Source organism: Promicromonospora vindobonensis (assembly GCF_042685865.1).
Taxonomy (GTDB): Bacteria; Actinomycetota; Actinomycetes; order Actinomycetales; family Cellulomonadaceae; genus Promicromonospora; species Promicromonospora vindobonensis.
The window spans coordinates 1,914,884-1,936,391 of record NZ_JBHUOG010000001.1; the positions used below are offsets into that span (position 1 = coordinate 1,914,884).

The window sequence follows — 21,508 nt, forward strand, 5'->3', positions numbered from 1 at the left end:
TCAGGCGTCGCGCCCCCGCTCGTCCCGGACCGGAACCCAGGAGGGAACCGAGTCGATCGGACCGTCCGACGGCGGCGGGGTCCGCTGGTCCCCGACGAAGCCCGGGACCCGGATCACCGTGTGGTCGTTGTCGTAGGCGTCGTGCTGGCCGTTCGGCTGCCCGTTGACGTGACCGTTCGGCTGCCCGTTCTGGACCTGGTCCGACACGCCGTTCGGCGGGGTGCTGACCGGCGCGAACACCGGACCGCCCTGCTCCTGAGGGCCGCCGCCGTTCACGGGCGGGAACACGCCGCCCTGCTGGCGCGACGGGTTGACCGGCGCGAACACCGGCTTGGGCTGCGACGACGCCGAAGGCAGCGGTTCGTGTGCCGGCGCCTCGTGCGCCGTGTCCCGTACCGCCCGTGGTGCGATCGGCGCAGGGACGAGCGCCTCCTCCGGCGGCGGGACGGCCGAGCCGTTGCCAGGCATCCCTGCCGGCCGTGCACCACGCGCGGGCAGGGGCGACGACCCCTGCGCGGTCTGCTGTGGGACCTGCGCCGAACCGTCAGCACCCGGCACCGGCCCGCTGGAGTATCCCTGCGGGTGCGTGCCGCCGGGGTACGCCTCCTGCTGCTGGGGCACACCACCCTGCGACTGGCGGTCGAGCTCGACCTGACCGCTGTGCTGGCCCTGCGGGTGCCCCCCGCCAGGAACCTCGACCACCGGACCGCCGGGCAAGGCCTGCGGCCGACCGCTCGGCGGGAGCGACGGGGGCAGCGCCGGCGGCAGCTCGCTCGCGTGCGCGTCCTGGCCTGGGGCCGCGCCGTCGTCGGGCACTGCTGGGTGGTTCGAGGCGGTGGTCCCACCGCCCTGCTCCGGCTCCGGGTCGGTCAGCCAGTCGAGCGCGAGCCACCGGATGCCCGCGCGGTCGGGCGCCGTGGCCGCGAGCTGCGCGACCGGGCCGCCGCCGAGGCCTGGCAGCACCGCGTCCGGTGCGATCTGCGACCACGGCTCCAGGACGAACGCCCGCTCGTGCGCGCGGGGGTGCGGCACCTCGAGGTCCTCGGCGGAATCGGTCAGGTTGCCGTACGTGATCAGGTCGACGTCGAGCGTGCGCGGGCCCCAGTGCTCCTCACGGACCCGGCCGTGCACGTTCTCGACCTCCTGGCAGAGGTGCAGCAGGCCGCGCGCCGAGAGCGTTGTGCGCGCGAGCAGCACGGCATTGAGGTAGTCGGGCTGCTCCTCGGGACCGCCGACGGCGGCAGTGCGGGCCAGCGGCGACACGTCGGTGATCTGCAGGCCCGACATGCGGTCCAGCTCCGCGACCGCCGAACGCATGGTCGCCTGCGGGTCGCCGAGGTTGGCACCGATCGCGATGACCACGTCCACGTATCCCGCCGGGACCTCGTCGAACCGGTCGCGCGGCTCGGCCTGGTACTGCTCCGGCTGGCGCTGCTCGGCCTGGTACTGGTCCGGCTGGTACTGGTCGGGCTGATGCTGCGCGGCCTGGTACTGGTCGGGCTGGTACGCCTCCTGCCCGTACGGCTCTGGCTGGCCGACGGCGGAGTCGGGGACGGCTGCGGCCACCTGGGTGGTCTGCATGTCGCCCTGCTCGAACAGCTGGTCGTACTGGTTCTGCTGCGGGTCGAGCTGCTGCTCGAACTGCTGCGGCGGCTGCTCGTAGCCGGGCTGGGCTCGCTCGAACCGCTGGGCCTGCTCGACCTGGCCCGGCTGCGGGAACTGGTCGTACTGCTGCTCGTGCTGAGCCTGCTCCGGCTGCTGCGCGAACTGGTCGTACTGCTGCTGCTCGAAGCCGTTCGGCTGGTCGTGCCTCTGGTCGAGGCCCTGCACCGACTCGTACTGCTGGACCGGCTCGAAGGCCTGCTCGGGCAGGAACTGCTCGTCCGGCCGGAACGCGGGCTCCTGGCCGAGCTCTGCGTGCCGCTCGGAGTGCGCGGAGGCCTCGGGCGGCAGCTCCCAGGTGGCGGGAACCACCTGGAGCGGTTCTGCCGCGATCAGCTCGGGCACCGGGGCCGGCTCCGGCTCTGCGACGGGCGCTACCGGCGTCGGCACCCGGTCCACGAGCGGCTCCGGCTCGAACGCCTCCGCCCGGAGCTGCGCCTGCTCGGTCTGCTCCGGCTGGTACGGCTCCGGCTCGAACTGCGTGGGCTCGAACTGCGCGGGCTCGTCCTGCGCCGGCCGGACCACTGGCTCGAAGTCCTGTTCCTCGGGCTTGGCGGCGAACGACGCGCTCTCCAGGCCACCCCGCGTGTGCTCGTCCCCGTCGTTCCACGAGTCGACGGGCGGGTTGACCGGGTAGACGTCCTGCGGGGCGGACTCGTACCCGCGCACCTCGGCGGACGTCTCCGGAGCCTGGTCGTAGGCCTCCGCGGCGGAACCGGTCCCGAGCGCGGCGTCGGCTGCGCCTGCAGGCGACGCCGGCGCTGCCACGACGGGCAGGTGATTACGGTCGCGACGGATCGCCACCTCGACGTCGGCGAACGGCACCGGGATGGGCGCCTGCGGCTTGTGCACGCGAACGTCCACCGCCTCGACCTGCGGCCGGGCGAGCACCACCGCGGCGATGCGCTCGGCCACCGTCTCGACGAGGTCGGCGGGCTCGCCGGCCAGCACGTCGTGGACGTCCTGCGCGACCTCCGCGTAGCTCACCGTCTGCGCCAGGTCGTCACCGGCGGCTGCCGGGCGCGTGTCCAGGTACAGCACGACGTCGGCCCGGAACTCCTGGCCCGCCTGTCGCTCCGACGGCAGCACACCGTGGTACCCCCGCGCGCTCACGCCTGTCAGCTGGACCTGGTCCAGCGACCGGCCGTCCGGGCCTGAAACACCCGTTCCGAACGCTGTGCTCACCGTGGTCCCCCTCCGTCGTCATTGCGTGCACCGGAATCCTGCCAGGTCGGCATGTCCTGTTCCCCGGCCGTCCACGATTCTGTGGTCAAGGCCACGGTGGAAGTCAATGGCTCCGGTGCGGTTTGGGGAGAGGTACCCGAAGACCCTACCTGCGGCAGGTCGGTCGCGGCGGCCCATGCTGCGGCGACCTTGACGGCGTCGGCGCTGGCCCGGACGCTGTGCACCCGTACGCACCAGGCGCCGGCCGCTGCCGACAGCGCCGAGATCGCGGCTGTCGCGTCGTCGCGGGCCCGCGGCGGCGCCGTATGCCCGGCGGAGTCCGCCAGCAGGTGGCCGAGGAACCGCTTGCGGGACGCCCCGACGAGCACCGGGCGGCCCAGCTCGTGCAGGGCGTCGAGGTGGGCCAGCAGCGGCCAGTTCAGCGCCCCTGCCTTGGCGAAGCCGAGCCCTGGATCGAGGATCACCTGCTCGGGTCGCACCCCGTCGTCGTGCAGGGCGGCCATGCGGGCCGCGAGCTCGTCCCGGACGTCCGCCACGACGTCGCCGTACGTCTGGAGCTGGTCCATGACGTCGGCGTGCCCCCGCCAGTGCATCGCCACGTACGCGGCGCCCGTCTCTGCGACGGCACGGCCCATCTCCGGGTCGGCGAGGCCACCCGAGACGTCGTTCACGATGCGAGCTCCCGCGGCCACGGCCCGCTCTGCGACCGCCGCGCGCGTGGTGTCGACGCTCACGGTCGCGCCGTGTGCCGCGAGCTGCTCGATCACGGGCAGCACGCGCGCCAGCTCCTGGTCCTGCGGGACGCGGACCGACCCTGGCCGGGTCGACTCCCCGCCCACGTCAAGGATGTCCGCGCCCTCGCCGAGCAGCTCCAGCCCGTGCGCCACGGCGGCCGAGGGTTCGAACCACTCGCCGCCGTCCGAGAACGAGTCCGGGGTCACGTTCACGACCCCCATCACCAGGGTGCGGCCCACACCGGAGAGCTCCGGCAGGCCGAGCACCCGGGCGTCCCGGGCGGGATGGCGCACGGTGGGAGCCACCGTCACTTCCCGAGGATGAGGCTCATCGCCTCGGCCCGCGTGGCACCGTCCCGCATGACGCCGCGCACCGCGGAGGTGATGGTCCGTGAGCCGGGCTTGCGCACGCCTCGCATCGACATGCACAGGTGCTCGCACTGGACCACCACGAGCACGCCGCGCGGCTCGAGGATCTCCACCAGGGAGTCCGCGATCTGGGTGGTCATCCGCTCCTGCACCTGCGGACGGCGTGCGTAGACCTCGACCAGGCGGGCCAGCTTGCTCAGCCCCGTGATGCGCCCGTCCGTGTTGGGGATGTACCCGACGTGCGCGACGCCGTGGAACGGCACCAGGTGGTGCTCGCAGGTCGAGTACACCTCGATGTCCTTGACCAGCACCATCTCCTCGTGCCCGAGGTCGAAGGTGGTGGTCAGCACGTCCTCCGGCTCCTGCCGCAGACCGGCGAAGATCTCGCGGTAGGCCCGAGCCACCCTGGCCGGAGTCTCCCGCAGGCCCTCGCGCCCCGGGTCCTCGCCGACGGCGATGAGAAGCTCGCGCACCGCCGCCTCGGCCCGTGCGGCGTCGTACGGCGGAATGTCCGCCGCACGCCGCACGGGCGTCGACACGCGGGTGACTGACCCATCGGTCATCGTGTTGCTCCGGTCTTCGTCACTGCTCAGTTCGGCGTATCGGTCGGCGCGGCGTCCGACGGCGGGGCCATGTCCAGCACCGCCTCGTCCTGCGGCACCGTGGAGTGCCCGTTCTGGGCCGCCAGCTCCTTGGCCGTGAGCACCGGGCCGCGCGTGTGCACCGTGCGCTGCTCGCTGGACAGCCAGACGTCGCGCGCGGGGCGCTTCTCGACGGACCGGAAGACCTCGGCGAGCTCCTTCTGGTTCAGCGTCTCCTTGTCGAGCAGGCCGAGCACGAGCTCGTCGAGCACGTCGCGGTGCTGGGTCAGCACCTCCCACGCCTCGTCGTGCGCCGCCTCGACGAGCTTGCGGACCTCGTCGTCGATCGTGCCGGCGACAGACTCGGAGTAGTCGCGCTCGTGCCCGTAGTCGCGGCCCAGGAACGGCTCGCCGCCGCTCGTGCCGAGCTTGATGGCGCCGACCCGCTCGCTCATGCCGTACTCGGTGACCATCTTGCGGGCGATGGCCGAGGCCTTCTCGATGTCGTTCGATGCGCCGGTCGTGGGGTCGTGGAACACGATCTCCTCGGCCACGCGCCCGCCCATCGCGTAGGCGAGCTGGTCCAGCAGCTCGTTGCGCGTGGTCGAGTACTTGTCCTCGAGCGGCATCACCATGGTGTAGCCCAGCGCACGTCCGCGCGGCAGGATCGTCACCTTGGTCACGGGGTCCGTGTAGCGCATCGCCGCGGCGACCAGGGCGTGCCCGCCCTCGTGGTACGCCGTGATCTTCTGCTCCTTGACGTTCATGACGCGGGTGCGCTTCTGCGGACCGGCCACCACGCGGTCGATGGCCTCGTCCAGGGCGCGGTCGTCGATGAGCTGAGCACCGCTGCGTGCGGTGAGCAGCGCGGCCTCGTTGAGCACGTTCGCCAGGTCGGCACCCGTGAAGCCGGGCGTGCGGCGGGCGACGGCCTCGAGGTCGACCTCCGGGACCATCGGCTTGCCCTGCGCGTGCACGTTGAGGATCGCCTCCCGGCCCTTGAGGTCGGGGGCCTCCACGGCGACCTGACGGTCGAAGCGGCCAGGACGCAGCAGCGCCGGGTCGAGGATGTCGGGCCGGTTGGTCGCAGCGATCAGGATGACGTTCGTCTTGACGTCGAAGCCGTCCATCTCGACGAGCATCTGGTTCAGGGTCTGCTCGCGCTCGTCGTGCCCGCCGCCCATGCCCGCACCACGGTGCCGGCCTACGGCGTCGATCTCGTCCACGAAGATGATCGCCGGCGAGTTCTGCTTGGCCTGCTCGAACAGGTCGCGAACCCGGCTGGCGCCCACGCCGACGAACATCTCGACGAAGTCGGAGCCGGAGATCGAGTAGAACGGCACCCCTGCCTCGCCGGCGACGGCACGCGCGATCAGCGTCTTGCCCGTACCGGGCGGGCCGTACAGCAGCACGCCCTTCGGGATCTTGGCGCCGACCGCCTGGAACTTGGCCGGCTCGGCGAGGAACTCCTTGATCTCCTGAAGCTCCTCCACCGCCTCGTCGGCGCCTGCGACGTCGGCGAAGGTCACCTGGGGGGTGTCCTTGGTGGCCAGCTTGGCCTTGGACTTGCCGAAGCCCATGACGCCACGGCTGCCGCCGCCCTGGGCCCGCGACAGCAGGAACCAGAACACGACACCGATCAGGAGGAACGGGATCAGCACCGACAGCATGGAGGACCAGAAGCTGGGCTGCGGCACCTCCGAGTCGAACCCGTCGGCCGGGTCGGACTCCACGATGGCGTCCTCGACCCGGTCGCCCTGGGGCAGCGTGTAGAAGAACTCGACGGTCGTGCCCTTGTCGACCTCCTCTGCGTCGTCGCCCTCACCCTCGGTGACGGAGTACGCCTCGGAGAGCTCGAGCTCGACCCGCTGCTCGCCGTCGACCATGAGGGCGTGCTCGACTGTGCTGCCGTTCAGCAGCTCGATTCCCTGTGACGTCTCGATTCGCGAGACATTGGGCTGGTTCAGGGCCGAGATGGCCAGCGTCACCACGACCAAGGCGACCAGGATCCAGATGACAGGCCCACTCAGAAGCTTCTTGATGTTCATCGGCGACGGGGACCGAGCCCCGTTTCCCTCCGCTCGCGCAGTATGTTTCCGTCGAAACTACATGGTCTCCCTGACAGGAGCCCCGAGTGTTCGCCCAGAGCATGTGATGCCTGGGCCACACCTCGCCCAGACGTGACGAACCGCCCGGGATGGGCATTCCGCGGCGTCGAGCGGTGCTGACGAGTCAGCCTCCGTAGACGTGCGGTGCCAGGGTGGCAACGAACGGCAGGTTGCGATAGTTCTCCGCGTAGTCGAGGCCGTAGCCGACCACGAACTCGTTGGCGATGTCGTACCCCAGGTACTTCACGTCGACGTCGGCCTGCGCAGCGTCCGGCTTGCGCAGCATGGCCGCGATCTCGACGGACTCGGGGCCGCGCGAGCGCAGGTTCGACACCAGCCACGAGAGCGTGAGGCCCGAGTCGATGATGTCCTCGACGATGATGACGTTGCGGCCGGTCAGGTCCGCGTCGAGGTCCTTGAGGATGCGGACGACGCCGGAGGACTTGGTGCCGGAGCCGTACGACGACACCGCCATCCAGTCCATCTGGACCTGGTGGTGGAGCCGGCGGGACAGGTCCGCCATGACCATGACCGCACCCTTGAGCACGCCGACCAGGAGCAGGTCCTTGCCCGCGTAGTCCGCGTCGATCTGGGTTGCCAGCTCGTCGAGCTTCTTGGTGAGCTGCTCCTCGGTGAGGAGGATCTCTGCGAGGTCGGGTCCGACGTCGGACTGGTCCACGAGTTACTCCTGAGTTGTGCTGGGGGGCTGGACACCGGTCCCGCCGTCCGAGGTACCGGTCGGCGCGGCGCGCAGGAAAAGACTGCCACACGCGCGGCGGGCACGTGCGCCGCCCGGTAGGTGGACGGAGCCTTGACCACTCCATGACACGACGAGGGCGTCCAGGGCGTCGACGTGTCGCGTGGTGGTGTCGGAGGGCCGGCAGCCGACGGCGAGCGCTGCGAGCCGGAGGGCACGGCGCCGGAGCGCCGGGTGGGCCTGCCCCAGCACGTCGGCGTCGAGGGTGTGCTCGGCGGCGTCGGCCGTCCTCGCCCGGTCCAGCAGCTCCGCCGCGAGGGTGTCGAGCAGGTCCGCATCGTCTCGGAGCTGGTCCGCGCTGCGCCCCAGGGCCTCGACGACCCCGGGGCCGAGCGTGCCCTCGAGCACCGGCAGCACCCGCCCGCGCACCTGCGAGCGCAACGGCGTGTATCCCCCTGGGGATGGGTCCATTGCCGCACCCTGACCGGCCCGGGTAACAACGACGTCGCCGTCGGGCAGCAGGTTTGTCGGGTCCGTCCAGAAATCCAGGCCCGATGCCGCGCAGACCGCCTCGGTCTGCGCACGCCGCAGGCCCAGGAACGGCCGGCGAAAGATCCCCCGCTCGCGCGGCATCCCGGCGAGGGACCGGGCACCGGCGCCCCGGGCGAGCCCCAGCAGCACCTGTTCCGCCTGGTCGTCGAGGGTGTGCCCGAGCAGCACCAGCGCCGCACCGGTCTCCGTCGCCACCGCCTCCAGCACGGCGTAGCGGGCATCCCGGGCAGCCGCCTCCGGTCCCCCGCCGTCGAACGTAGGCCTGGTCGCGTCCTGGGTGCCCAGACCGCGACCAGGCCTACGTTCGGCTGCCGCATCAGGGGCGGCTGTCGCACCAGGTCCGGGGGCCGCGGCGCGGCGGACCACCACCGGGTCGAGGCCCAGCGAACGGCACTGCTCGGCCGCCCGCTCGGCGACCTCGGCGGAGCCCTCCTGCAGCCCGTGGTCGACGACCACCGCGCCGGCCCGCACGGCGTGGCCCCTCGACCGGACCGAGCGACCCACCCGCCGGGCCTCGAACGCCAGTGACGCAGCGAGCGCGAGGCTGTCCGCGCCGCCCGAGCAGGCGACCAGCACCAGCTCGTCCCGGCCCAGTCGGGTCAGCACCTCCCGGACCGCGTTCCGGGCCGCGGCGACGGCTGGGTCGACACGGGCCACGGTCAGGCGTCCTTGCCGTCGGGGGGCGAGGGCGGCACGGAGCCTCCCGTCCGCGTCCTCATCCGTGCACCCGGCGCACCCAGGCGCGGGCGTCGGCGATCTCCCGTGCGCTCGGCAGGTTCTCCGGGGCCGCCCACACCGCGTTGAGCCCGTCGCGTCCCACGGCCCGCTCGACGGCCCGCACGAACACCGCCCCGTCGCGGTACTGGGCGAGCTTGGCCTCCATCCCGAGCAGCTTCTGCACCACGACGTCGAACGTGTTGCGCCCCTCGCCGTCGCGACGGCGCTCGAACCGGGCGCGGATGCGACGCACCGACGGCACCACCCGCGGCCCCACGGCGTCCATCATCACGTCGGCATGACCCTCGAGGAGGGCCATGACGGCGGTGATGTCGGCCAGCTCGGCCTTCTGCTCGTACGTGAGCATGCCGTCCATGAGCGTTGCGCCCTCGCCGCGCAGGGTTGCGAGCACGTTCCGCCCGATCGCGACGACCTTCTTGTCGAACCGCGCCCTTGCCAGCTCCGCCGACGTCCTGGCCATGCCTGCGATCAGGTCCTGCGTGCGGCTGCTGAGGTGGCCGGAGAGCCACGGCGCCGCCGCGAACTGCAGGGCGTGCGTCTGCTCGTGCAGGCACACCCACAGCCGGAAGTCCCGGACCGGGACGCGCAGCGCCTGCTCCGCCTGCAGCACGTTGGGGGCGACGAGCAGCAGCCGACCCGGACCGGAGTACGGGTCGAACTGGCCCAGCACCCGTCCGCTGAGCAGGGCGAGGACCGCCCCGATCTCGGCGGCGCCCGCCATCTGGGCGCCGGGGGAGGTCGCCCCCTTCGACACCTCTGCGACGACCGCACCGATCCCGTCGGTCATGGCGGCCATCGACTGCGTGTTCGCCCGTGCCCAGGTCGCCCGGTCCACGACCACCACGGGGCTCAGTGTCATGTTGCCGTCGTGCGGCACCATGCGCGTCGTCTCCAGCACGTGCCCGACGGCGTCCCCTGCCGCACCGCGCAGCCCGCTCACGAGGGAGTCGAGCTCGTCCCGGGGCGCTTGCGGCCCGGGCGCGGCGAGGCGCCCGGCGATCTGTGCTGCCGCCGACCAGTCGACGACCTGCGGGGCGGTGGAGGCCTGGGTCACCGGACCACGGTAACGGTCGCGGCCGACGGGGCGTCAGCCCTGGACCGAGTACGACGCGAGGTCGCCGACGAAGCCGTCGTAGATCTGCGTGGCGCCGACGGTCTTGTCGGCGGGGATCGAGTCGGCGAGGATCGAGAAGACGAGCAGCCGGCTGTCGGCCGTGACCACCGTGCCCGCGAGCGCGCGCACCTTGGGCAGGCTGCCGGTCTTGGCCCGCGCCAGGCCACGGGCGGGGTTGGTCCCGGTGAACCGTCCGGCGCTGCTGTCGAGCGTGCCCGACAGTCCGGCGATCGGCATGCCGACCGCCTCGCTGCGCAGCTCCGGGCGTGCGGGGTCGACCATGATCTCGAGCAGGTCCACGAGCTGCTGCGGGCTGAGGTAGGAGCCGTCGCCAAGACCGGAGCAGTCCCGCAGCCGAGCACCGGTCATGTCGACGCCGAGCTTCCGCGCGCTGGCGATCACCGCCTGGGTGGCGCCGTCGTTCGAGCCGGGCAGGCCGGCCTCCACCGCGACCAGCCGCCCGAGCACCTCGGTGATCGTGTTGTCGGAGTACTGCATGGCGAACCCGACGACCTCCGCGAGCGGCGCCGAGCTGACCTGGCCGAGCACCTGGGCGTCGTCCGGTGCCGTCTCGTTGACCACGGCCCCGGCGGTCTGGAGGCCCTCGGCCTCCAGCGCCGCCGAGAAGACCTCCGCTGCGTACTTGCCGGGATCCGACGCACGGGGGCCGTTGTCGGTGTACCCGTCGGACAGCAGGCCGACGTTCACCGCGACGGACGAGACGGGTGCCACGTAGCCGGCAGCGATGTCAGGGCTCGCCACGGTCGGCGCGATGTCGTCGCCGGTGAAGAGCGTGTCGTCGAGCGCGACCCGCACCTCGGTGGTGCCTGTGACCTTCACCTTGGCCGCGACCTGCCGGGCCAGGTCGGCCAGGCCGGCCCTCCCGTTGACGGCGGAGGGGTCGCCCTCCCCCTCCGCCAGCATCATGTCGCCGCCACCGACCAGGACCACGGTGTTGCCGTCGGCGAGAACGGCCCTGGTGTCCAGCGTGGTGCCCGCGATGGGCGACGAGAGCGCGGCGACGCCGGCGAACAGCTTCTGGGTGGACGCAGGGGTCATGAGCTTGTCCGGGCTCGACGAGCCGAGCACCTCGCCAGTGCTCCCGTCGGCCACCATGACGCCGACCCGGGAACCGAGCCGCTTGTCCTTGGCCAGCCCCGTCACCAGGCGCTGCATCTCGTCGCTGTCCGGTACCGGCGCGTCGTCAGGGAGGCGCTCGAGGAGCGCGACGGGAGCGGGCCCTTCGACGGCACCGGGTGCCGACGGGAAAGGGCTGGGCTCCGGCCACGGTTCGGCCGTGGTGAGCATGCCGGGGACGACGTCGTACGCGTCGGCGACAAGGTACCCACCGAACAGTGCGACGACCGCGGCGACGGCAGCGCCGGAGCGCGACCCCCACTCCATGGGCATCCTCTCGATCGTCACGTAAAAGCCATAGGCAACTCTAGTGGCGGCAAACCATGCGATGGGTACGGCGACGGCGATTCCCGGGAAATTTCACCCGCTCGCGAGACCGGCTCGCGCGCGCGACGCACACGCTGCGAATTATGCCCAACCCGGAGAGTGGTGCTGACCACAGGTAACGGTCGGGACACAAGACACATGGCACACTGGACAGGCGCAAGGCCGCCGCCGCGGTAAGACACTTCGGCGACCATCTTCGAGAACTGGAGCACATCGACGTGGAGTTCGACGTCACGATCGAGATCCCCAAGGGTCAGCGGAACAAGTACGAGGTGGATCACGAGACCGGACGTATCCGCCTCGACCGCATGCTCTTCACCTCGACGCGCTACCCGGACGACTACGGCTTCATCGAGGGCACCCTCGGTGAAGACGGCGACCCCCTGGACGCGCTCGTCCTGCTGGAGGAGCCCACGTTCCCCGGCTGCCTGATCAAGTGCCGCGCACTCGGCATGTTCCGCATGCGCGACGAGGCCGGCGGCGACGACAAGGTGCTCTGCGTCCCGACGGGCGACCAGCGCGCCGCCTGGCGCCAGGACATCGACGACGTCTCGGACTTCCACCGCCTGGAGATCCAGCACTTCTTCGAGGTCTACAAGGACCTCGAGCCGGGCAAGTCCGTCGAGGGCGCCCACTGGGTCGGCCGCTCCGACGCCGAGGCCGAGATCGTCCGCTCGATCCAGCGCGCCGAGGACACCGGCTACTACGCCAAGCACTGAGGCCGTGGATGTGGGCGTGACCGTTGCGACTGTCCACCCGTGACGGTCGCAACGGTCACACCCACGACCGCCAGGCTCAGGGGCGACCCGCGTAGGGCATCGCGCTCGAGTACCGCACCGGGTTCTCCGACAGCGGCTGGCCTGGCAACGTCGCCTCGATCATCATGCCGCCGCCCGTGTACATGGCCACGTGGTAGATCGACGACGGGTCGCTCGGGCTCGAGCCGTAGAAGATGAGGTCGCCGATCCGGAGCGAGCCGTAGTCCACCTTGCCGACGGCGAGGTACTGCGACCGGGAGGTCCGGGTGATGTCCACTCCCTGGCTCGCCCACGACGTCATCGTCAGGCCGGAGCAGTCGTAGTGGGTCGGCCCAGCGGCCCCGAGCAGGTACGGCGCGCCGATCTTGGTCCGCGCCCAGGCGACGGCGCCGGCACCCCGACCCTCCGAGCCCACGGTCACACCCGACGTGGACGGACCGACGGGCGCCGGTGCGGGCGCCCGCGCACTGCCCGAGCCCTCCGTGGCGGCACCCGGCCCTGCCTCCTCGCCGGACGCCTGTGCACCAGGCTCCTCCGCACCGGCCTCCGGCTCTCCCGCACCGTCCGCCCGGGCACGCTGCTGCTCGAGCTCCGCCTTTGCTGCGGCCTCGCGAGCCGCCTCCGCCGCGGCGGCCCGCGCTTCCTCCCGCTGCCGCTCGATCTCGACGCTGGTCTGCCGCAGCTGCGCGAGCCGCTCGACCAGCGCCTTGCGCTCCACCTCAGCGGCTCGGGTGCGCACCTCGAGATCGGCCGCAGCGGCCTGGGCGGCGGTGAAGGCCGCCTCCGCCTGCTCTGCTGCGACGGCGCGCTGCCTCTTCGCCGCGGTCCACCGGGCGTCGGCCGACTCCGCCGACGCGCGCGCCTCCTGGTACTCGGCCATGGCCCCACCGAGCTTGCGCTGCACTGCGCGCTCCGCCGCGCTGCGCCCCACCATGTCGGGCACCGAGTCGGCCTCGAAGGCGATGCCGAGAGACCCGAGGCCGTCGTCGCGTGCCGACGACCGGTAGACCTGGGCCAGCCCCGCCCGCGACGCCACCTCGCCCTCGCGCGCCCGCTCGGCGGCTCGGCGGGCAGCGGTCACCTCCTGCTCGGCGCGCTCGACGGCCTGCTGCGCCTCGGCGTAGTCGGCGGCGGCCACCTGCACACGGATCCGGGCCGCCTCGAGCTCCGAACGGAGGGCGGTGAGCGCGGCCTCCGCCTGCTGCACGTCCAGCGTTCCCGCCGCGAGCGCCTCACCGGCCGCCTGAGCCTCCTCCGCGGTGGGCGGATCGGCGGGCGGGTCGGCCTTCGCCGTCGGGCCCCACGGGATCACCAGGCCGAGCGCGAGCACCAGGGCCCCGAGCGCGCGGAGCGCCAGCACCCCGCCGTGGCCGTGCCTCGACTCGTCCAGATCTCGGATCCGTCCCATGATCCCCTTTCCCGATCGGCACATCTCTCGGCGTGTCGCCTTGCGCAGATCTTGTGAATCACTCCCGTGTCACGGTCCAATGTGGCTCAGGCCGCTGGTTTGCGCTACCGGAACACCCCCGGCCGGCCACGCGCCTGCTCCCGGCCGGGTCCACGGCTCGTCTCATTTTTCGATCTCACGATATAAGACACGACTTTCGGTGCCGTCCAGGGCCGTCTACGGTCACACCCATGACTCGTCGAATGTGTAGTTGCTGAACCAGCGCACGTTCGCCTGCCCTCGGCCGTTCGGCCGACTCCCGCGTGCGCGCCACCCCGCCGCGGACCACCTCCTGATGCGCAGGCCCCATGGGGCACGCCGCGGCACATCTCGGCCAGTTCCGCCCGAAGCACGCCACCAGCTACAGGAAGCAGGAGAGCCATGACTCAGCCCCAGTGGTCGTTCGAGACCCGCCAGATCCACGCCGGCCAGGAGGCGGACCCCACCACGGGAGCCCGCGCCCTGCCGATCTACCAGACCACGTCGTTCGTGTTCCCTGACGCCGGGGTCGCGGCAGACCGGTTCGCCCTGAAGGATCTCGGCCCGATCTACACCCGCATCGGCAACCCCACGACACAGGTGGTCGAGGACCGGATCGCAAGCCTCGAGGGCGGCGTCGGCGCGCTCCTGGTGGCGTCCGGCCAGGCGGCCGGGTCCCTCGCGCTGCTCAACCTCGCCCAGGCGGGCGACCACATCGTCGCCTCCGCGAGCCTCTACGGCGGCACGTACAACCTGCTCCACCACACGCTGCCGAAGTTCGGCATCGAGACCACGTTCGTGAACGACCCGCACGACCTGGACGCGTGGCGCGCCGCCGTCCGGCCGAACACGAAGGCGTTCTTCGGCGAGACCATCCCGAACCCGCGCTCCGACGTGCTCGACATCGAGGGCGTCGCCGCGGCGGCGCACGAGGCCGGGGTCCCCCTGATCGTCGACAACACCGTCGCGACGCCGTACCTGATCCGCCCCTTCGAGCACGGCGCCGACTTCGTGGTGCACTCGGCGACCAAGTACCTGGGCGGTCACGGCACCACGATCGGTGGCGTGATCGTCGACGGTGGCAGCTTCGACTTCGCCGCCGACCCGGACCGGTTCCCCGGCTTCAACACGCCGGACCCCAGCTACAACGGTCTGGTCTTCGCGCGGGACCTCGGCGTCGGCTCGGCGCTCGGGGCGAACCTCGCGTTCATCCTCAAGGCGCGGGTCCAGCTCCTGCGGGACCTCGGCGCGGCGATCTCGCCGTTCAACGCCTTCCTGCTCGCCCAGGGCATCGAGACGCTGTCGCTGCGGATCGAGCGCCACGTCGCCAATGCGCAGCGTGTCGCCGAGTGGCTGGAGGCCCGGGACGACGTCGGGACGGTCCACTACGCCGGCCTGCCGAGCTCGCCCTGGCACCCGAACGCGCAGAAGTACGCGCCGAAGGGCGCCGGTGCCGTGCTCGCCTTCGAGCTCGACGGCGGTGCCGATGCGGGGCAGGCGTTCGTGTCGGCCCTGGAGCTGCACTCCAACGTGGCGAACATCGGCGACGTCCGGTCGCTCGTGATCCACCCCGCCTCCACCACCCACTCGCAGCTGACGGCCGAGGAGCAGGCGCTGTCGGGGGTCACTCCTGGCCTCGTCCGCCTGGCTGTCGGCCTGGAGAACGTCGAAGACATCCTTGCCGACCTGGAGCTGGGCTTCACCGCAGCCAAGGGCCTCCTGGGCGGGGAGAAGTAGCAGCAGCGATGTGACGTCGCCGTCCGCGCCGGGGCCCACCACCCCGAGCTCACCACCCCGAGCCGCAGGAGACACCATGGCCATCACCACCCCGAGGGCCGCGCACGACACCCCGGACCAACCCGTCCGCTCGGTGCTCGTGCCCTTCCCTGCGCCGGACGGCGCGCACGGCCGGGACGGCGGCGCCCCGCCGAGCCCTGCCGATCCCATACAGACCTCCCGTTCTCGCAGCAAACCGCCGGTGCCCGCGAGCGGCGCCTGGCGCGAGGGCGACGACCCAGGGCACCGGCTGTTCGCCGACGTCGGCGCGTTCGACCTGGAAGCGGGCGGCCGCCTGCCCGCCGTGCGGGTGGCCTACGAGACCTGGGGCACCCTGAACGCCGACGGCTCGAACGCCGTGCTGGTGCTGCACGCCCTGACGGGCGACTCGCACGTGACCGGCGAGGCGGGCCCAGGCCACGTGACCGACGGCTGGTGGGCCGAGACGGTCGGTCCAGGCAAGCCCATCGACACCGACCGGTACTTCGTGGTGGCGCCCAACGCGCTCGGTGGGTGTCAGGGCACGACCGGCCCGTCCTCCATCGCGCACGACGGGCACCCGTGGGGCGGGCGATTCCCGTACATCACGACGCGCGACCAGGTGGCCGTGGAGATCGCGCTGTGCCGCGAGCTCGGGATCCGGTCGTGGGAGCTGGTGGTCGGCGCGTCGATGGGCGGGCTGCGCGTGCTCGAGTGGGCGCTGCTCGGACCCGAGGCCGACATCGAGGTCCGGAACGTCGCCGCCATCGCCACGACCGCCCAGACCGGTGGCGACCAGATCGCGTGGGCGCACCCGCAGCTGGCCGCGATCCGCGTGGACCCCCGCTTCCGCGGCGGCGACTACTACTCGGCCGCCGACGACGACGGCCCGCACACCGGCCTTGGCATCGCCCGGCAGATCGCGCACACGACGTACCGGACGGGCTACGAGCTGGACCAGCGCTTCGGTCGGCTGCCGCAGGGCGGCGAGGACCCGTTCGCGGGCGGCCGGTTCGCCGTGCAGTCGTACCTCGAGCACCACGGCGACAAGCTCGCCCGGCGGTTCGACGCCAACTCCTACCTGGTGCTCACCGAGTCGATGCTGTCGCACGACCTGGGGCGCGACCGCGGCGGCGTCGAGGCGGCGCTCACCCAGATCACGGCCAGGGCGCTCGTGGTGGCGGTGGACAGCGACCGGCTGTTCCCGCCCACGCAGTCCGCACGCCTCGCCCAGTGGATCCCTGGGGCGGAGTCCCTGCGGATCGTCACCAGCGACGTGGGGCACGACGGGTTCCTGGTCGAGGCCGACCAGATCGGTCCGATGGTAAGTGAGTTCCTCGGGTAACCATCCTGCGGACCGGCAGCCCCAGGATTAGCGTGACCGTATGGCAAAGCTCAATCCGTACCTCAGCTTCAAGTCCGAGGCCAAGGCTGCCCTGGACTTCTACCAGTCCGTGCTCGGCGGTGAGCTCGACGTCAGCACCTTCGGTGGCACCCCGATGGAGGGGATGCCCACACCCGACGAGGACAAGGACCTCGTCATGCACGGGCAGCTCGACACCCCGGGCGGCCTCACGATCATGGCGTCGGACACGCCGTCGTTCATGGAGTACGTGGCGCCGTCTGCCGGCGTCACCGTCGCCCTGACCGGCGGTCCCGAGGACCACGACTACATCAAGGACGCCTACGAGAAGCTGTCCGACGGCGGGACGCCCGGACAGCCGTTCGAGCTCGCACCGTGGGGCGACTACTACGGGCAGCTCACCGACAGGTTCGGCATCTCCTGGATGTTCGACGTCGCTTCCAGGTGAACTGCCGGGTGATCTTTCGTTACTGAACCGGTCTCCAGTAATCTTCGTCGAGCTGATCACCGCCGATCAGCTCGACGAAGAGGAGCGTTCAGTGACAGCTCGCCGTGCTCTCTCCATCCTGGCCGCACTCGGACTCGTGGCGTCCGGCGGGGTCGCGGCCGCCGCGCCGGCCCAGGCCGAACCGCCGCCGCAGGAGGTCCTGTTCGTCGCCAACAACTGGGACGGCACGGCGTCGGTGCTGTCCTCCGGCGCCGACCTCACGCCGGTCGGCGAGGTCGACGTGATCCCCGACCGCGAGCAGCGGCTGCGGGAGATCTATCGCGACCCGATCCGGCTGGCGGCCTTCCTGGTCATCCGCGAGACCGTCGGCGAGGGCCACGACCAGTTCGCCGACGACATGTACACGACCCCGGACGGTTCCTCGCTGGTCGTGTCCCGGCCGAGCTTCGCCGACGTCGTCTCCATCAGCCTCGCGACCGGCGAGGTCGAGTGGCGCTTCCCGGTGTCCGGCCTCCGGGCGGACCACATGTCCGTCTCGCCCGACGGGACGCAGGTCGCCGTCTCCGCGTCGACGGGCAACCGGGTGCACGTGCTCGACATGGAGACCGGCACCGAGGCCGGCTCGTTCCCCACGGGCGACAAGCCGCACGAGAACATCTACACGGCCGACGGGCTGATCTGGAACATGTCGATCGGCGAGGTCAACAACGGCCTGGACGACCCGGCGCTCGACTTCCTCAAGGGCGACCGCGTCATCACGGTGGCCGACGCCGAGACGTTCGAGGTGGTCCGCGAGATCGACATGCGCGAGCGCCTCGACGAGGCAGGGCTGGAGCACCTGTCCGACGCCGTCCGCCCCGCCACGTTCAACCCCGACGAGTCGAAGCTGTACTTCCAGGTGTCGTTCTTCGGCGGGTTCCTGGAGTACGACGTGTCGTCCGACCGCATCACGCGGGTCAAGACGCTGCCGCGCGTGTTCCACGGGCCGCGCACCGACATGGTCAACGACTCGCGGCACCACGGCCTGACCATGCGCCCCTCCGGCGAGCACCTGTGCGTCGCAGGGACGATGGACGACTACGCGGTGGTCGTGGACCGGGCGACGCTCGAGGAGGGCCCGCTGGTCGACGTCGCGAAACCGTACTGGTCCACGGTGACGGGTGACGGCGCGGCGTGCGTGGTCTCGGAGTCTGCCGCCGACCAGGTGACGTCCATCGACTTCGAGACCGGGCAGAAGATCACGTCGGTGCCGGTGGGCGACCACCCGCAGCGGGTCAGGCTGGGCACCGTCCCTGCCGGCTGGTCCGGGGTCCGTTAGGGTCGCCGCATGCTTGCCGCCTACGTGACCAGCTTCTCGCCCGACAGCCCGCTCGACGGCCTGGAGGTGGGTGACCGCCCCGAACCGGACGCCGTGGAGCACTGGACCACGGTGGACGTGCGGGCCGCGAGCCTGAACCACCACGACCTCTGGTCGCTGCGCGGGGTGGGTCTGAAGGAGCAGCAGCTCCCGATGATCCTCGGCACCGACGCCGCCGGCGTGACGCCGGACGGCACGGAGGTGATCGTGCACGGCGTCATCGGGGCCGACGGCCACGGCGTCGGGCCGAAGGAACCGCGCTCGCTGCTCTCCGAGCGCTACCCGGGCACCCTTGCCGAGCGGGTGTCGGTGCCGACGGCGAACCTCGTGCCCAAGCCTGCCGAGCTCTCGTTCGAGGAGGCCGCCTGCCTGCCTACGGCCTGGCTCACCGCGTACACCATGCTGTTCACGGCCGGCGGCCTCGCCCCGGGCGACCGGGTGCTCGTGCAGGGCGCGGGCGGCGGGCTCGCGACGGCGGCGGTCATCCTCGGCGTGGCGGCCGGCCTGGAGGTCTGGGTGACGTCGCGCTCCGCCGAGAAGCGGGACCGGGCCGTCGCGCTGGGGGCGGCGGGTGCGGTCGAGACGGGCGCCCGCCTGCCTGCCCGCGTCGACGCGGTGCTGGAGTCGGTGGGCCAGGCGACGTGGGCCCACTCGATCCGCTCGGTGCGGCCCGGCGGCTCCGTGCTGGTCTGCGGCGCCACGTCGGGTGACGCTCCCCCGGCCGAGCTGACCCGCGTCTTCTTCCAGGAGCTCCGCGTCCAGGGCGTCACGATGGGCTCGCGGGACGACCTCGGCGCGCTCGCCCGGTTCTGCGCCCGCACGGGCGTCCGCCCGGTGATCGACGCCGAGGTGCCGCTCGCCGAGGCCGCCGACGGCCTGGCCAGGCTGCACGAGGGCAACCAGTTCGGCAAGGTCGTCGTCCGCCCCTGAGCCGCCAGCTCCTCCCGCTCCCGTTGGCGGGTTGTGGGGGTCTCAGGCGAAACGGCGGGAGAACTCCTCGACCAGCGTGGGGCCGGTGTCGCCGATCCGCCAGACGTTCCACCCGTCGGCGGTGTAGGAGCCCGACGCTGCCGTAGCGGCAGAGTCCGGGTGCCGGTAGCGAGCGCCGTTGGCCAGCTCGATGGCACCGTCCGGCAGGAGCATGGCCTCGAAGTGCTGGTTACGGCGGGGACGCGACCACACGATGCGCGTGGGCGTACCCACGCTGCGGGCGAGCGCCTCCAGGTCCGGGTCGTCCTCCTCCTCGAACAGCATCGGGGTGCTGGCCCGGATGCTCTCGTTCGGCGGCACGGGACGGGCCGGAGCCTCCGGCGCGCTCGACGGGTACGGGTCGGCCGAGAACGCTGGCTGCCCGTAGCCGTCGTCGGGACCTGCCAGGTAGCCGCCGGACTCCCAGGGGTTCGGCTCCGCGACCGCCGGGGCCACGTTGTCCAGGTAGGTCGACTCGTAGCCGGACTGCTCGCCGTAGCCGTACCCGTTCTGGTCGCCGTACCCGGCGGCCGGCTCGGGCGGGAAGCCGTACGACGGCGCCGCGGGCGCGAAGCTCGACTCGCCGCCGTAGGTGGGCTCCGGCGTGTAGCGGGGCTGGGTGATGTCGAAGTCGGACGGGTCGGTCGAGTCCGCCCCGGAGTAGGCGGGCGCCGCGTCGTACGACGGCGGCTGCCACAGGTTCTCCTCCGCCGGCGGCTGCGGCACGGCGGGCTGCGGGTAGCTCTGCCCGGGCGCGGGCGTCGGTGCCGACGGCGGATAGGCCGACGTCGGCTCGTCCGGCTGGGCCGACGCCGCGAACCGGTCGGTGCGTGAACGACGGCGCACCGACGGCGCCGGCTCGGCGGCAGGCTCTGCGCGCGCGGAGCCTGCTGCGTCGCCGAGCGAGGAACGGCTGGCCGCCAGCCGCGGCGGTGTGCTCGGCGTCGGGCGCGACTCCGCGCCGGGCCGCACCGACGAGATCGGGGCGCTCGGCATGCTGCCGCCGCCGAGACCGCTCGGGGCGGACGGCGCAGGGGCGGACGGAGGGGCAGGCGGCGCGGGTGCGGGTGCCGCCGCGGCGGCCTGGGCGCGGCGTGCGGCGCGGGTGCCTGCCGTGCGCTCGGGTGCGCCACCACCGGCCGGACGGTCGCGCGCGCCACCTTCGGCGCGCTCGGGCGAACCGCCGCCCGCCGCTCGCTCCGGCGAGCCGCCGCTTGCCGCGCGGTCGGGTGAACCACTGCTTGCCGCGCGCTCGGGCGTACCGCCGCGGGGCGCGGCGCCGCGGAGGCTGGACCGCAGCCCTGTCGCAGCGTTCGTCGGCCCGGCGGACGGGTTGTCGGCGAGCGGCGGCGGCGCGGCCTCGGCGCGAACCGGCTTCTGGCGCGCCCGCTCGGCACGGGACAGGGGCGCCTGCGGGGCACGGGTCTGCGGCGCCTGCGCGACGACCGGCATCTTGCCCGTGAGCGCGTAGCCGACCTTGACGCCCTCCTCGAACGCGTCCTTCGGCGCCGCGGAGCCGCCCGCGACCCCGCCGGTCACGCCCGTGTCCATCGAGCTGCTGACCGAACCCTCCATCGAGCCGGTGATCGAGCCGCCGATCGGCGCCGACTTGGGCGCGGGCAGGCCCGGTGGGAGGTGCACGACGAGCGGCGAGACATCGAGGAACTTGCGGCCGTCGTCCGAGTTCACGACGCCCATCTTCAGCACCTCGACGGGCATCGTCGGCTGGCGGAGGAAGTCGACGGCGTTGAGGATCTCGTCCGGCGCGTTCTGGCAGATGATGATGAGCCGCGCGCCGCTGCCACCGTTCTTGCCCGACTGCGTGCGCGTGATCGGCACGCTGTCGTAGAAGGCGGCGACGTCGTGCTGGAACGAGCTCGCGCCGCCGCTGTAGCGCGCCGCGAGGTCCGCCCGCGTCAGCCGGCCGGCCGCACCGGCGTGGTCGAGCGCCTTGGCGAGGTTCTCCCGGTCGAGGTCCGCGACCAGCTCGACGACGACGGGCGAGCCCGACGCGTCGAGCGCGAGCAGGTGCGGTTCGTCCGGGCCGGAGCCCTGCGCGATCGGGAAGACCTCTTCACCGAGGAGTCCGTCGATGTGGGAGTCGACCACCTGGTTGGCCGTGGTCTTGAGTCCTGGTTCCGAGCCGTTCGCACCGTTCGCGGACGTCACGAGGAGGGGCCGCTGGGTATCGACCTCGAACAATGGCATCTCGTGATCTCCCGGGGTCC

The 21,508-nt window shown here is 72.2% G+C and carries 16 protein-coding genes; 6 read left to right on the forward strand and 10 right to left on the reverse strand.

Annotated elements, in window-relative coordinates; genetic code table 11:
* The 8 genes from folK to dacB form a co-directional block, all read right to left on the reverse strand.
* Positions 1-2,847 (reverse strand): 2-amino-4-hydroxy-6-hydroxymethyldihydropteridine diphosphokinase, encoded by a 2,847-nt coding sequence (gene folK / locus ACFS27_RS08635; RefSeq protein WP_377181956.1) that lies wholly within the window; start codon positions 2,845-2,847, stop codon positions 1-3.
* Complete coding sequence (folP, locus tag ACFS27_RS08640; protein WP_377183659.1) at positions 2,844-3,803, reverse strand: dihydropteroate synthase; 960 nt, start codon at positions 3,801-3,803, stop codon at positions 2,844-2,846. The genes folK and folP overlap by 4 nt, the downstream gene beginning before the upstream one ends.
* Positions 3,804-3,889: 86 nt before the next feature.
* Complete coding sequence (folE, locus tag ACFS27_RS08645) at positions 3,890-4,513, reverse strand: GTP cyclohydrolase I FolE (RefSeq protein WP_377181958.1); 624 nt, start codon at positions 4,511-4,513, stop codon at positions 3,890-3,892.
* A gap of 26 nt (positions 4,514-4,539) precedes the next feature.
* On the reverse strand, positions 4,540-6,579 hold the full coding sequence (ftsH, locus tag ACFS27_RS08650) for an ATP-dependent zinc metalloprotease FtsH (protein ID WP_377181960.1): 2,040 nt from the start codon (positions 6,577-6,579) through the stop codon (positions 4,540-4,542).
* Positions 6,580-6,763: 184 nt separating this feature from the next.
* The gene (gene hpt / locus ACFS27_RS08655) at positions 6,764-7,318 is read right to left on the reverse strand and encodes a hypoxanthine phosphoribosyltransferase (RefSeq protein ID WP_377181962.1); all 555 of its coding nucleotides are present in this window, start codon (positions 7,316-7,318) and stop codon (positions 6,764-6,766) included.
* Between the two features lie 3 nt (positions 7,319-7,321).
* Complete coding sequence (locus ACFS27_RS08660) at positions 7,322-8,545, reverse strand: tRNA lysidine(34) synthetase (RefSeq protein ID WP_377181964.1); 1,224 nt, start codon at positions 8,543-8,545, stop codon at positions 7,322-7,324.
* A 58-nt stretch (positions 8,546-8,603) separates the two neighbouring features.
* Positions 8,604-9,680, reverse strand: a complete 1,077-nt coding sequence (locus tag ACFS27_RS08665; RefSeq protein ID WP_377181966.1) for a zinc-dependent metalloprotease — start codon at positions 9,678-9,680, stop codon at positions 8,604-8,606.
* Positions 9,681-9,713: 33 nt separating this feature from the next.
* Positions 9,714-11,165 carry a D-alanyl-D-alanine carboxypeptidase/D-alanyl-D-alanine endopeptidase gene (dacB, locus tag ACFS27_RS08670; RefSeq protein ID WP_377181968.1) on the reverse strand — a complete coding sequence of 484 codons (1,452 nt, stop codon included), beginning with the start codon at positions 11,163-11,165 and terminating at the stop codon, positions 9,714-9,716.
* Positions 11,166-11,422: 257 nt separating this feature from the next.
* Here dacB and ACFS27_RS08675 point away from each other — a divergent pair, with 257 nt between their 5' ends.
* A complete protein-coding gene (locus ACFS27_RS08675) occupies positions 11,423-11,923 on the forward strand; it encodes an inorganic diphosphatase (protein WP_253870651.1) in 501 nt (166 codons plus the stop codon).
* Positions 11,924-11,999: 76 nt separating this feature from the next.
* Here the strand turns inward: ACFS27_RS08675 and ACFS27_RS08680 are convergent, their stop codons facing one another.
* Positions 12,000-13,370, reverse strand: a complete 1,371-nt coding sequence (locus ACFS27_RS08680; RefSeq protein ID WP_377181971.1) for a C40 family peptidase — start codon at positions 13,368-13,370, stop codon at positions 12,000-12,002.
* 420 nt (positions 13,371-13,790) lie between these two features.
* Here ACFS27_RS08680 and ACFS27_RS08685 point away from each other — a divergent pair, with 420 nt between their 5' ends.
* The 5 genes from ACFS27_RS08685 to ACFS27_RS08705 all read left to right on the forward strand — a co-directional run bounded on the left by ACFS27_RS08685 (position 13,791) and on the right by ACFS27_RS08705 (position 19,241).
* Positions 13,791-15,125, forward strand: coding sequence for a bifunctional o-acetylhomoserine/o-acetylserine sulfhydrylase (locus tag ACFS27_RS08685; RefSeq protein WP_377181973.1), 1,335 nt, complete (start codon positions 13,791-13,793; stop codon positions 15,123-15,125).
* A 76-nt stretch (positions 15,126-15,201) separates the two neighbouring features.
* A complete protein-coding gene (gene metX, locus ACFS27_RS08690) occupies positions 15,202-16,488 on the forward strand; it encodes a homoserine O-acetyltransferase MetX (protein ID WP_377181975.1) in 1,287 nt (428 codons plus the stop codon).
* Between the two features lie 40 nt (positions 16,489-16,528).
* Positions 16,529-16,954 (forward strand): VOC family protein, encoded by a 426-nt coding sequence (locus tag ACFS27_RS08695; RefSeq protein WP_377181977.1) that lies wholly within the window; start codon positions 16,529-16,531, stop codon positions 16,952-16,954.
* A gap of 91 nt (positions 16,955-17,045) precedes the next feature.
* The gene (locus ACFS27_RS08700) at positions 17,046-18,272 is read left to right on the forward strand and encodes a YncE family protein (protein WP_377181979.1); all 1,227 of its coding nucleotides are present in this window, start codon (positions 17,046-17,048) and stop codon (positions 18,270-18,272) included.
* A gap of 9 nt (positions 18,273-18,281) precedes the next feature.
* Positions 18,282-19,241: a zinc-binding dehydrogenase gene (locus ACFS27_RS08705; RefSeq protein ID WP_377181981.1), complete on the forward strand. Its 960-nt coding sequence runs from the start codon at positions 18,282-18,284 to the stop codon at positions 19,239-19,241.
* A 42-nt stretch (positions 19,242-19,283) separates the two neighbouring features.
* Here the strand turns inward: ACFS27_RS08705 and ACFS27_RS08710 are convergent, their stop codons facing one another.
* The gene (locus ACFS27_RS08710; RefSeq protein WP_377181983.1) at positions 19,284-21,488 is read right to left on the reverse strand and encodes a restriction system modified-DNA reader domain-containing protein; all 2,205 of its coding nucleotides are present in this window, start codon (positions 21,486-21,488) and stop codon (positions 19,284-19,286) included.
* Positions 21,489-21,508: the final 20 nt, after the last annotated feature.

Coding starts and splice junctions, on each gene's coding strand:
- folP (WP_377183659.1), bottom strand. CDS start 3,803: ATGGGGGTCGTGAACGTGACCCCGGACTCGTTCTCGGACGGCGGCGAG.
- folE (WP_377181958.1), bottom strand. CDS start 4,513: ATGACCGATGGGTCAGTCACCCGCGTGTCGACGCCCGTGCGGCGTGCG.
- ftsH (WP_377181960.1), bottom strand. CDS start 6,579: ATGAACATCAAGAAGCTTCTGAGTGGGCCTGTCATCTGGATCCTGGTC.
- ACFS27_RS08680 (WP_377181971.1), bottom strand. CDS start 13,370: ATGGGACGGATCCGAGATCTGGACGAGTCGAGGCACGGCCACGGCGGG.
- ACFS27_RS08685 (WP_377181973.1), top strand. CDS start 13,791: ATGACTCAGCCCCAGTGGTCGTTCGAGACCCGCCAGATCCACGCCGGC.
- metX (WP_377181975.1), top strand. CDS start 15,202: ATGGCCATCACCACCCCGAGGGCCGCGCACGACACCCCGGACCAACCC.
- ACFS27_RS08695 (WP_377181977.1), top strand. CDS start 16,529: ATGGCAAAGCTCAATCCGTACCTCAGCTTCAAGTCCGAGGCCAAGGCT.
- ACFS27_RS08705 (WP_377181981.1), top strand. CDS start 18,282: ATGCTTGCCGCCTACGTGACCAGCTTCTCGCCCGACAGCCCGCTCGAC.
- ACFS27_RS08710 (WP_377181983.1), bottom strand. CDS start 21,488: ATGCCATTGTTCGAGGTCGATACCCAGCGGCCCCTCCTCGTGACGTCC.